This window comes from Streptomyces albidochromogenes (assembly GCF_005981925.1).
GTDB classification, from domain to species: domain Bacteria; phylum Actinomycetota; class Actinomycetes; order Streptomycetales; family Streptomycetaceae; genus Streptomyces; species Streptomyces albidochromogenes.
This window is the reverse complement of record NZ_VBVX01000227.1, coordinates 1-11,247: the sequence shown is the minus strand read 5'-3', so window position 1 is coordinate 11,247 and position 11,247 is coordinate 1. Positions and strand designations below refer to the sequence as shown.

The 11,247-nt window shown below is 71.9% G+C and carries 7 protein-coding genes; 3 read left to right on the top strand and 4 right to left on the bottom strand.

Translation table 11 applies throughout. The features are described 5' to 3' along the window. Positions 1-537 precede the first annotated feature (537 nt). The 4 genes from E2E34_RS24740 to E2E34_RS24725 all read right to left on the bottom strand — a co-directional run bounded on the left by E2E34_RS24740 (position 538) and on the right by E2E34_RS24725 (position 4,804). A complete protein-coding gene (locus E2E34_RS24740; protein WP_138904126.1) occupies positions 538-1,065 on the bottom strand; it encodes an ATP-binding protein in 528 nt (175 codons plus the stop codon). Between the two features lie 248 nt (positions 1,066-1,313). Continuing rightward, the gene (locus E2E34_RS24735) at positions 1,314-2,081 is read right to left on the bottom strand and encodes an enoyl-CoA hydratase/isomerase family protein (protein ID WP_138904125.1); all 768 of its coding nucleotides are present in this window, start codon (positions 2,079-2,081) and stop codon (positions 1,314-1,316) included. A gap of 86 nt (positions 2,082-2,167) precedes the next feature. Next, positions 2,168-3,427, bottom strand: a complete 1,260-nt coding sequence (locus tag E2E34_RS24730) for a L,D-transpeptidase (RefSeq protein WP_138904124.1) — start codon at positions 3,425-3,427, stop codon at positions 2,168-2,170. A gap of 177 nt (positions 3,428-3,604) precedes the next feature. Then, positions 3,605-4,804, bottom strand: a complete 1,200-nt coding sequence (locus E2E34_RS24725; protein ID WP_244316060.1) for a L,D-transpeptidase — start codon at positions 4,802-4,804, stop codon at positions 3,605-3,607. A gap of 166 nt (positions 4,805-4,970) precedes the next feature. On the opposite strand from E2E34_RS24725, the gene glgX reads away from it, so the two are divergent. From glgX to E2E34_RS24710, 3 genes are read left to right on the top strand one after another with little or no spacing between them, the layout of a single operon-like run. Further along, positions 4,971-7,274: a glycogen debranching protein GlgX gene (gene glgX, locus E2E34_RS24720; protein ID WP_167518376.1), complete on the top strand. Its 2,304-nt coding sequence runs from the start codon at positions 4,971-4,973 to the stop codon at positions 7,272-7,274. 34 nt (positions 7,275-7,308) lie between these two features. After that, entirely contained in the window at positions 7,309-9,129 is a 1,821-nt protein-coding gene (locus E2E34_RS24715; protein ID WP_138904123.1) for an ABC transporter ATP-binding protein, read from the top strand. Then, positions 9,126-11,033 carry an ABC transporter ATP-binding protein gene (locus tag E2E34_RS24710; RefSeq protein ID WP_138904122.1) on the top strand — a complete coding sequence of 636 codons (1,908 nt, stop codon included), beginning with the start codon at positions 9,126-9,128 and terminating at the stop codon, positions 11,031-11,033. The genes E2E34_RS24715 and E2E34_RS24710 overlap by 4 nt, the downstream gene beginning before the upstream one ends. Positions 11,034-11,247: the final 214 nt, after the last annotated feature.

Sequence of the window (11,247 nt, the reverse complement as noted above, 5' to 3'; positions counted from 1 at the left end):
GGGCGGGGCGGCGCGGACGAGGCGGCGGCGGGTGACCCGGAGCCGGCGTCGCAGCCGGTGGTGAGGGCTCCCGCGACGGCCGCCCCGGCCACCGCGGCTCCGGCCCGCAGCACGCTGCGGCGGCATGTCTGAGTCACGCGCCCCATTTAAGGGGCAATGCGAGCAAAAGGTAATGATTGAGCCAATTCACGGCCGAGCGGGTCGCCCGACACGTGAGGTCGCCCAGGGAGCCCCGCTAATGAAACACGCACCTCACTTCATATCTATGCACTCATTACCAGGCAGGTGGCATAGTTCACCTGTGATTCATCGAGGAATTAGCAGACTCTGCGACGGATTGTCCCGTTGTGGTCGTTTGGCACCGTGCTCACCTGTCTGCCATAGTCGGTGCCACGACCCCCATTGACCCGGGCCAGGTCGTCATCAAAGCGGCCGTGGATCACACCCCCCCGTTCCACGGCGCTCCACAGAAGCCCCCGACGTGCCGCACCCCGGCCACAGGGGGCTTCTGTGCTTGCCGCCGCGCCGGTACGGCGCCTAGCGCTCGGAGGTGCGGTCGCTGACCCGCATCTCGAACCAGGTGGTCTTGCCGCGCGGCAGGAGGTCCACGCCCCACCGGTCGGAGAGCTTGTCCACGAGGAAGAGCCCCCGGCCACTGGTGTCGAGCTCGTGCACGGGCATCAGGCAGGGCAGACCGCGCGACGGGTCGCGCACCTCGATCCGTATCCAGCCCCTGCGGCGCAGCATGCGCAGCCCGAAGACGCGAGCCCCGGTGTGCCGCACCGCGTTGCCCACCAGCTCCGAGACCAGCAGCACCGCGTGCTCCGCGGTCTGCGGGGAGAGCTGCCACTGGCGGAACACCACGCAGTGCGTGAGCCGCCGCGCTGTCGCCGCCGACTCCGGACGGGACGGCAGACGCACTTCCTCGTCCGCCGGGTTCCCGTACAACTCCACTGCTTTGAACGCCTGTTCGTCCTCGACCGCCGGCGTCCACCGCGCAGCCGTCGCGCTGCCGCGCGGCCGCGGTTGCTCCATACCCTCCAGCCCCGCCATGCCCCCCATCATGGCCGCCCGGGAGGCCGCCCGGGGCCGTTCCGGGGGATTCAGTCCCTCGCGACCACCCCGTTCAGGGGTGCGGATTGACATATGCCAGAGGCAGCACTGGCCCCTCCACACCCCCTGCCACCTGCGGTGACGTGCCGCTTACGCCTGATCACCCGGCGCCCGGAGCAAGGCTCGCTTCAGGCGGGCTTAAGGCCGCGTTAATCCGCCCGAGAGGATGACCCCCGGCATTCACACCAACTTGCCTTTCCTCAGAGGAACTTGGCCTTGCCGGGGCCCTCGTCGACGAAACTGCGCATGCCGCGCTCGCGGTCCTCGGTGGCGAACAGCCCGGCGAACCAGCTGCGTTCGATGGTGAGCCCGGTGTCCAGGTCCGTTTCGAGGCCCGCGTCGACGCACTCCTTCGCCGCGCGCAGCGCCGTCGCGGGCCCCTGGGCGAGCTTCGCGGCCCAGGCGTGCGCCTGCTCGTACACCTCGGCGGCCGGCACGACCCGGTCGACGAGTCCGATCGTCAGCGCCTCGTCGGCGCGCACATGGCGTCCGGTGAAGATGAGGTCCTTGGCCCTGGACGGGCCGACCAGCCGCGCGAGCCGCTGCGTGCCGCCCGCGCCGGGGATCAGGCCGAGGAGGATCTCGGGCTGGCCGAGCTTGGCGTTGTCGCCGGCGATGCGGAAGTCGGCGCACAGGGCGAGCTCGCAGCCGCCGCCCAGGGCGTACCCGGTGACCGCCGCGACGACGGGCTTGGGGATGCGGGCGACGGCGGTGAAGGAGTCCTGGAGGGCCCGGGAGCGCACGACCATCGCCGCGTGGTCCATCGCCTGCATCTCCTTGATGTCCGCGCCGGCCGCGAACACCTTCTCGCCGCCGTAGAGGACCACGGCGCGCACGTCGTCGCGCCGCGTCGCCTCCTCGGCGAGCTCGCGCAGCCGGTCCTGGGTGGCGATGTCCAGTGCGTTCATCGGGGGGCGGTCCAGCCGGATGGTGCCGACGCCCTCGGAGACTTCGAGATTCACAGTCATACGAGCGAGGTTAGCCCGCGTTAACGACAACGGACCCGGTGCGCTCGATCACAGTGCACCGGGTCCGCACATCTGTACGGCGCGTGTTACTTCTTCCACTCCGCCCAGGACATGTTCCAGCCGTTGAGGCCGTTGTCGGGCTGGATCTGCTTGTCGTTGGAGTTCTTCACGACAACCACGTCACCGAGGATCGAGTTGTCGAAGAACCAGGCGGCCGGGGCCTTCTTGTCCCATCCGCCCCGTACGTCCCGCAGACCCACGCATCCGTGGCTGACGTTCGCCGACCCGAAGGTTCCGGCGCCCGCCCAGTAGTTGCCGTGGATGAAGGTGCCCGAGGTGGACAGACGCATCGCGTGCGGCACGTCCTTGATGTCGTACTCGCCGCCGAAGCCGACGGTGGCGCCGTTCATGCGGGTGACCTTGTACTTCTCGCTGATGACCATCTGGCCGTTGTACGTCGTCGTCGACGGGGCGCCCGCGGTGATCGGGATCGTCTTGAAGACCTTGCCGTCGCGCTTGACGGTCATCGTGTGGGCCTTGGCGTCCACGACGCTGACCTGGCTGCGGCCGACCGTGAACTTCACCGTCTTCGACTGCTTGCCGTACACGCCGGGCCGGCCCTCGACGCCGTCGAGGTTCAGCTTCAGCGTCACCTTGGTGCCCGCGGCCCAGTACTTCTCGGGACGGAAGTCGAGGCGGTCGTTGCCGAACCAGTGGCCCTCGATCGGCACCGACGGCTCGGCCGTCACCTTGACGGCCTTCTCGACGTCCTCGGGCGCGGTGATGCCACGGCTGAAGCGCAGCGAGACCGGCATGCCGACACCGACGGTGGAGCCGTCCTCGGGCGTGAAGTAGCTGACGAACGTGTTCGTCGGCACGAGCGTCGTGAAGGTGGTGTCCTTCGCGGACTCGCGGCCCTCGGAGTCCTTCGCGATCGCGTGGACCTTGTACTGGGTGGCCGCGCCGAGGTGGTGAGCCGGCTCCCAGGAGGTGCCGTCCGCCGAGATCTTCCCCTCGATCTCGTTGCCCTTGGTGTCCTCGACCTTGACGGACGTCAGCCTGCCCTTGTCCGCGCCGATCTTCAGAGCCCCGCTGGTGGCCACGTTCTTCGCGTCGTCCTTCGGCGCGATCGTCACCACCGCCTGCGACGCCTGGGTGTCGCCGGCCTTCCCCGCCCCGCCCTTCGTGCCCTTGCCGTCGCCGTCACCGGAATCGCTTCCCGCGCACGCCGTGACGAACAGCAGCATCGCCCCCAGCAGCAGAGCCAGCAGTCCCGGGCCCCCGCGGCGGGATCCGCGCGCCCGGCGCGTCCCGGCCGACGTCCCCGATATCGGCTGCCTTTTCACGTGTTGTTCTCCCCTCGCACGGCCTGGCCCCAGCCATGGCCCGCACCCCCACGCGCAGCAACCGCGCGTCTGGTGAATGGTAATCACACCGGGCGTGTCGCCGACTGCGCGTGTATGTCACCGTTCGGTCCCAAGTGCGAGGCGAACGGGTCGGGGGCCCTGCAGGTCAGGGAGGGGTTATCGGAGCGCGGAACCGGCCTTCCATCGGTCCCACTCCATGTTCCAGCCGCCGAGGCCGTTGTCGGGAGCCACCTTCCGGTCGCGCGAGTTCACCACTTCCACCACATCCCCCACGAGCGTGCGGTCGAAGAACCAGCCGGCCGGGGTGTCCGGGCTGCCGCCCTTCACGTCGCGCAGCCCGACGCAGCCGTGGCTCGTGTTGACCGATCCGAAGGTGTCGGCCGGAGCCCAGTAGTTGCCGTGCAGGAAGGTCCCCGACGCCGTCAGCCGCATCGCGTGCGGAACATCCGGAATGTCGTACTCACCGCCGAAGCCGACGGTCCGCCCGTCCATCCGCGTGACGTCGTACAGCTCGGTGACGACCATCTTCCCGTTGTACGTCGTGGTCTTCGGCGCGCCCGCGCTGACCGGCACCTCCACCGGCTCCTCGCCGTCGCGCCGTACCACCATGGTGTGCGCGGCCGCGTCGACCGTGGAGACCTGGGAGCGGCCGACCGTGAAGCCGACAGCCTTGTGCTGGATGCCGAAGACGCCGGGCGCGGCCTCGACGTCGCGCAGCCTCAGGTCGACGCCGACGCGGGTGCCCGGCTTCCAGTACGCGCGCGGCCGGAAGTCAAGGCGCTGGGCGCCGAACCAGTGGCCGGACACCTCCACCGGCGGCTGGGAGGTGACCTCGATGGCGCGTTCGACGGCCGCCCGGTTGACGACGGGGCGGTTGAAGGAGAAGGAGACGATCATGCCGGTGCCCACGGTGGAGCGGTTCTCCGGCTTGAAGTAGCCGATGAAGCGGTGCTCGGGAACGACCGTGGTGAACGAGGTGTGCCGGGCGGAGCGGTGGCCGCGGCCGTCGACGGCGACCGCGTGCACCCGGTACTTGGCGGCCAGCCGCAGCGGCCCCGCGTCCGGCCGCCAGCTCAGCCCGTCGTCCGCGATCCGGCCGGTGACCTCGTGCTGGTCGGCGTCCTCGACCCGGACGACCCGGACCCGTTCGAGGCGCCCGTCGGGGACCCTCACCTCGATGCGGCCGTCGGCCCTGATCCCCTTCGCCCCGTCGGCGGGAACGATCCGGATGGCGTCCCGGGGGGAGCGCGGCTTCCCGCCGAACAGCGCTTCGCCGTCGGCCGTGCAGCCCGCCAGCCCGGTGATCAGGCCCGCTCCTGCCAGTACGGCGGCCAGGACCGCCCGTGCGCGTCTCACTGCGTCTCTCACGCCGGGCCCAACGACCGCGCCCCTCCAGGGGAAACGTGAGTACGACCGCTGTTCCGGGAAGAACAGGTGGGAGGAACGCGCGAGGGGGGCCACGGCCGGGACGCCGTACGGTCTCAGGATCCGCCGGTCCCAACGAGCCGCGGGAGGCTTACAGGTGTCCAGCGCACCCGAGCAGGAGGCAGTACAGGAGGCGGTGCGGGCAGCGGTGCCCGAGGCGGTGGGCGACCGCCCCGCGTCCGCGCCCGTCCCGGCGGCGGTCAACGGGCGGCGCCCGGACCACGGCCGGGGCGGACCGCCCGTGTGGCCCGGCGCGCCGACCCCCCTGGGGGCGCGCTTCCGCGTCGGACCCGACGGCGTCGCGGGCACCAATTTCGCGCTGTGGGCGGGTGGGGCCGAGGCCGTGGAGGTGTGCCTCTTCGACGAGGACGGCGCCGAGCGGCGCTGCCCGCTGACCGAGCTCACCCACGAGATCTGGCACGGCTTCGTACCCGGCGTACGGGCGGGACAGCGCTACGGCTTCCGGGTGCACGGCCGCTGGGACCCGTGGACCGGCGCCCGCTGGAACCACGCGAAGCTGCTCCTCGACCCGTACGCGCGGGCCGTCGACGGCGACTTCACGCTGCCCGGCGAGGTGTACGGGCACGTCAGGGACTGGCCGCAGCAGAGCGTCGCGGACACCGTGCGCGACGACCGCGACTCGGCGCCGTTCGTCCCCAAGGGCGTGGTGGTGCACGACGAGGCGCCGGACGACGAGTGGGTCGAGGACCGGCGGCCCAAGACGCCGTGGGCGGACACCGTCATCTACGAGCTGCACGTACGCGGCTTCACCAAGCTGCACCCGGGCATCCCGGAGGAGCTCCGCGGCACGTACGCCGGACTCGGCCACCCGGCGGCGATCGAGCACCTCCAGCGGCTCGGGGTGACGGCCGTGGAGCTGCTGCCGGTGCACCAGTTCGCCCACGAGGACCACCTGCTGCGGCGCGGCCTGCGCAACTACTGGGGCTACAACTCCATCGGCTACTTCGCGCCGCACGCGGGGTACGCGGCGTCGGGGACGGCGGGGCAGCAGGTCGGCGAGTTCAAGGCGATGGTGCGCGCCCTGCACGCGGCCGGCATCGAGGTGATCCTCGACGTCGTCTACAACCACACCGCCGAGGCGGGCGAGCTCGGGCCCACGCTGTCGCTGCGCGGCATCGACAACCGCGGCTACTACCGCCTCCAGAACGACGCCAGACGGTACGCCGACTACACGGGCTGCGGGAACACCCTGCACGTCGTCCAGCCGAACGTGCTGCGACTGATCACGGACTCGCTCCGGTACTGGGTGACCGAGATGGGCGTGGACGGCTTCCGCTTCGACCTGGCGGCGGCGCTCGCGCGCTCGATGCACGACGTCGACATGCTGTCGCCGTTCCTCGCGGTCATCGCGCAGGACCCGGTGCTGCGGCGGGTGAAGCTCATCGCCGAGCCGTGGGACGTGGGCAGCGGCGGCTACCAGGTCGGCGCGTTCCCGCCGCTGTGGACGGAGTGGAACGACCGCTACCGGGACGCCGTGCGGGACTTCTGGCGCGGGGCGCTGCCGGACGTGCGGGACCTGGGCTACCGGCTCTCGGGGTCGAGCGACCTGTACGCGTGGGGCGGCCGCCGCCCGTACGCGTCGGTCAACTTCGTCACCGCGCACGACGGCTTCACGCTGCGGGACCTGGTGTCGTACCACCAGAAGCACAACGCGGCGAACGGCGAGGGCAACCGGGACGGGACGAACGACAACCGGTCGTGGAACTGCGGCGCCGAGGGCGAGACCGAGGACGCCGGGGTGAACGCGCTGCGCCGGCGGCAGCTGCGCAATCTGGTGACGACACTGCTGCTGTCGACGGGCGTGCCGATGCTGGTCGCGGGCGACGAGATGGGGCGTACGCAGGGCGGCAACAACAACGCGTACTGCCAGGACAACGAGGTCAGCTGGGTGGACTGGTCGCTGCTCGAGGACCCCGGCTGGCGGGAGCTGTTCCGGCTCACGTCCCGGTTGCTGGCGCTGCGCCACGCGCATCCGGTGCTGCGCCGGCGCGCCTTCTTCTCGGGGCGGCCGCAGGCGGCGGACGGACTGCGCGACCTGGCGTGGTTCACCCCGCACGGGGAGGAGATGACACAGCGGGACTGGTACGCGCCGGCCTCGACCGTGGGGCTCTACCTGTCGGGCCGCGACATCCCGGGGCGGGACGCGCGCGGCGAGAAGATCACGGACGACAGCTTCCTGGCCGTACTCCACGCGGCGGACTCCCCGGTCGATTTCATCCTGCCCGGGCCGCCGTGGGCGCGGACGTACGAACTGGTCGTCGACACCTCGCGGGAGACCCAGGAGGACGGGCCGGGGACGGTGCACCGGGCGGGCGGGGTCATCACCGTGCCGGCCCGGTCGGTGCTGCTGCTGAAGGCGGGCACGGCCAAAAACGGGTGAGCACTGTCAGTGGTGAACCGTACGCTCGATCCTGATGACCGGAGCGGATGCACCCACCAGGAAGCGATCGGCCGTACGTTCCCTGCTGCGCCTGTGGCCGTACGTGCGCCCGGTGCGCCGGCGGCTGGCCTGGGCGGCCGTCGTCGCGGTGCTGGCCTCCTGCCTGAGCCTGGTCATCCCGCTCGTCCTGAAGTGGCTCGTGGACGGTCCGGTCGCGGAGCGGGACCCGGGCGGGGTGTGGCTGGGGGCGCTGTACCTGCTGCTGCTCGGACTCGCGGAGGCCGCGCTCTTCGGGCTCCGGCGGTGGCTGGTGGCCCGGCCGCTGGCCGGGGTGGAGGCGGCCATGCGGGACGACCTGTACCGGCACCTCCAGCGGCTGCCGGTGGCCTTCCACGACCGGTGGCCTTCGGGGCAGTTGTTGTCGCGCGGGACCACGGATCTGATGCTGCTGCGGATGTTCCTGGCGTTTCCGCTGACGTTCCTGCTGGTCAACGGGGTGACGATCCTCGTCGGATTCGTCATCCTGTTGCAGCAGCAGTGGTCGCTGGGACTGGTGCTGCTGGCGCCGGCGGTGCCGCTGGTAGTGCTGTGCTCCCTCTTCGAGTCGAAGTACGCGCTGGTCGCCCGGCGTTCCCAGGACCAGGTGGGTGATCTGACCACGGTCGTCGAGGAGAGCGTGCTCGGCATCCGCGTCATCAAGGGATTCGGCCGCCACCGCAGCCAGGCCCGGGCGTTCCGGGAGCTGTCGCTGACCCTGCGGGGAACCGAGCTGGTCAAGGCCCGGCTGCTGGCGGGCATCTGGGCGACGATCACCGCCCTGCCGGAGCTGGCGATCGGGGCGGCGCTGGTCCTCGGCACGGTCCAGGTCGCCGACGGAGGGCTGTCGGCGGGCACGCTGGTGGCGTTTCTTTCTACGGCGCTGGCCCTGCGGTGGCCGGTGGAGTCGATCGGCTTCCTGCTCGCGATCAGCCAGGACGCGGCGACGGCGACCGAGCGGTACTTCGAGGTGATGGACGCGCCACAGGAGACGGAAGGGGTCGCTCCACCGTCGTCCCCGGTGGCTGCCGGCCGGGGCGGGATGGTGTTCGACGCCGTCGAGTTCCGCTACCCCGACGCGCCCGAGGGGACGCCGCCCGTACTGGCCCGGGTCGATCTGCACGTACGGCCGGGCGAGACCATGGCCCTCGTCGGGGCCACCGGCAGCGGCAAGACGACGCTCACCGCGCTCGTCCCCCGGCTGCACGAGGTGACGGGCGGGCGGATCACGCTCGACGGGCAGGACATCACCGCGATGCCGCGCGAGCGGCTGCGGGAGCTGGTGTCCGTGGCCTTCGAGGAGCCCACGCTGTTCTCGGCGAGCGTCGGCGAGAACGTGCTGATGGGCGCGGGCGGCGGCCCGGGCGAGGCGGATCTGGAGCGGGCGCTGGACACCGCCCAGGCCCACTTCGTGCACCGGCTGCCCGAGGGCGCGGCCACTCAGGTCGGTGAGCAGGGGCTGAGCCTGTCCGGCGGGCAGCGGCAGCGGCTCGCGCTGGCCAGGGCGGTGGTGGGCAGACCGCGTTTCCTGGTGCTCGACGATCCGCTGTCGGCGCTGGACGTGCACACCGAGGCGCTGGTGGAGGCCGCGCTGCGGCGCGTCCTGGCGGACACCACCGCGCTGGTCGTCGCGCACCGCCCGTCCACGGTGCTGCTCGCGGACCGGGTGGCACTCCTCTCCGGCGGCCGGGTCACGGCGGTCGGCACCCACCAGGAGCTGCTGCGCACCAGTGACGAGTACGCCTGGCTGATGTCCGGGGCGGGCGACGGCGGGGCGGGCGACGGCCGGGCCGCCGCCGGGAAGGGGGACACGGCATGACCACCACCGCGGACGACCGCCCGAACGACCAGAGGCCCCCGGACACCGGGCCGCCGCCCCACGAGCCGGGGGCGCGGCCGGCACCCCCGCCGCAGGCCCGGCCGGCGGGGGACGGGGACCCGTTCGACCGGGACGCGCTGCCCGCGCCGAAGGGGGCGACGGGGGCGCTGCTGCGCTCGCTGCTGCGGCCCCGGCGGGCCAGGGTGGCCGTCGCCACGCTGCTCCTGCTGCTGCAGCAGGCCGCCGTGCAGGCCGGTCCGCTGCTTGTCGCGTACGCCATTGACCGGGGCGTACCGGCGCTGCGCCGGGACGACTTCGGGCCACTGGTCGTCGTCGGGGCCGGGTACCTGGTGTGCTCGGTCGGAGCGGGCCTGTTCCACTACGCCTTCATCCGGGTCTCCGCCCGCGTCAACCAGGACGTCCTGCTCGATCTGCGCGGCCGGATCTTCCGGCACGCGCAGGCGCTGAGCGTCGACTTCCACGAGCGGTACACCTCCGGGCGGCTGATCTCGCGGTCGACGACCGACGTGGAGTCCCTGCGGCAACTGCTCGGCGAGGGCCTCCAGGAGCTGATCGGCGTCATCCTCTCCTGCGTCTACATCTGCGCCCTGCTGCTCTGGCTCGACCCGGGCATCGGCGGGCTCGCGGTGCTGTCGTTCGCGCCGCTGTACCTCCTGGTCCGGCGCTACCGGAGCCGGGTCTCCGTCGTGTTCGCCCAGCGGTCGACGGCGATCGCGGCCGTCATCGTGAAGTTCGCGGAGACGATGAACGGGATCCGGCCAGTACGGGCCTTCCGCCGCGAGCGGGCGAACGACGTGGAGTTCCGGGCGCTCAACCACCGCCACGAGCGGACCAACGGCGACGGCCTGCTGGAGATGGCGCGGTACGTCGTCGGGTCGCGGCTGGTCGCCAACACGACGGTCGCCGGGATCGTGCTCTGGGGGGCCTACCAGGTCGCCGAGGGCGCGCTGGCGCTCGGCGTCCTCGCCGCGTCCGTGCTCTATCTCCGGCGGCTCTACGACCCGATCGACCGGCTCGGGATGTTCCTCAACTCCTACCAGTCGGCGGCCGCTTCGCTGGAGAAGATCGCGGGCCTGCTCGCCCAGGTCCCCTCCGTCCGCGAGCCGGCCGCACCGCGTGCGCTGCCCGCCCCGGCCGGCGGCGGGCCGGGCCGGGAGGTCGTCTTCGACGGCGTCGGTTTCGCCTACCGCACGGGCGGCGAGGTGCTGCCGCGCTTCAGCCTGACCCTGCCGGCCGGCCAGACCGTCGCCGTGGTCGGCTCGACGGGTGCGGGCAAGTCGACGCTCGCCAAGCTCCTGGCGCGCTTCTACGACCCGACCGAGGGCCGCGTCCTGATCGACGGCACCGACCTGCGCGACCTGGCCGTGCCCGAGCTGCGGCGCGCGGTGGTGATGGTGACCCAGGAGGCGTTCCTGTTCTCCGGCACGGTCGCCGAGAACATCGCCATCGGCCGCCCCGACGCCACCCGGGAGGACATCGAGCGGGCCGCGAAGGCGATCGGCGCGCACGATTTCGTCGCCGGTCTGCCCGAGGGGTACGACACGGACGTGCGCAAGCGGGGCGGCCGCATCTCGGCCGGGCAGCGGCAACTGGTCGCGTTCGCCCGGGCGCTGCTCGCCGACCCTGCGGTGCTGATCCTCGACGAGGCGACCTCGTCCCTGGACGTCCCCGGCGAGCGGGCGGTGCAGCGCGCGATGGACACCGTGCTGCGGGGACGTACGGCGGTGGTGATCGCGCACCGGCTGTCGACGGTGGAGATCGCCGACCGGGTGCTGGTCATGGAGCAGGGCCGCATCGTCGAGGACGGCTCCCCCGCCGAACTCGTCGGCGGTACGGGGCGCTTCGCCCACCTGCACCGGGCCTGGCGGGACAGTCTGGCCTGACGGCGCCCGCGGCCGTCGGGCCCCGCCCGACGGCCGCGGGCAGCCGGACGCCATTACAGGGGCTCGGTAACAGCCCGTGAAACGTCCGCTTAACGAACATGACTATTCGGGCAACGGACGATTTCCGGCCAACTTCTTGACGCGCTCCTGACAGGAGGTCCCCACTCCTGCCACTCTTCCCCCGTTCCGCGCTCCACCTTGCTCCGCACGGCTC

Bases quoted from the DNA above. Each gene is read 5' to 3' on its own strand.
- E2E34_RS24740 (WP_138904126.1), bottom strand. From the start codon at position 1,065: ATGATGGGGGGCATGGCGGGGCTGGAGGGTATGGAGCAACCGCGGCCG.
- E2E34_RS24735 (WP_138904125.1), bottom strand. From the start codon at position 2,081: ATGACTGTGAATCTCGAAGTCTCCGAGGGCGTCGGCACCATCCGGCTG.
- E2E34_RS24715 (WP_138904123.1), top strand. From the start codon at position 7,309: ATGACCGGAGCGGATGCACCCACCAGGAAGCGATCGGCCGTACGTTCC.
- E2E34_RS24710 (WP_138904122.1), top strand. From the start codon at position 9,126: ATGACCACCACCGCGGACGACCGCCCGAACGACCAGAGGCCCCCGGAC.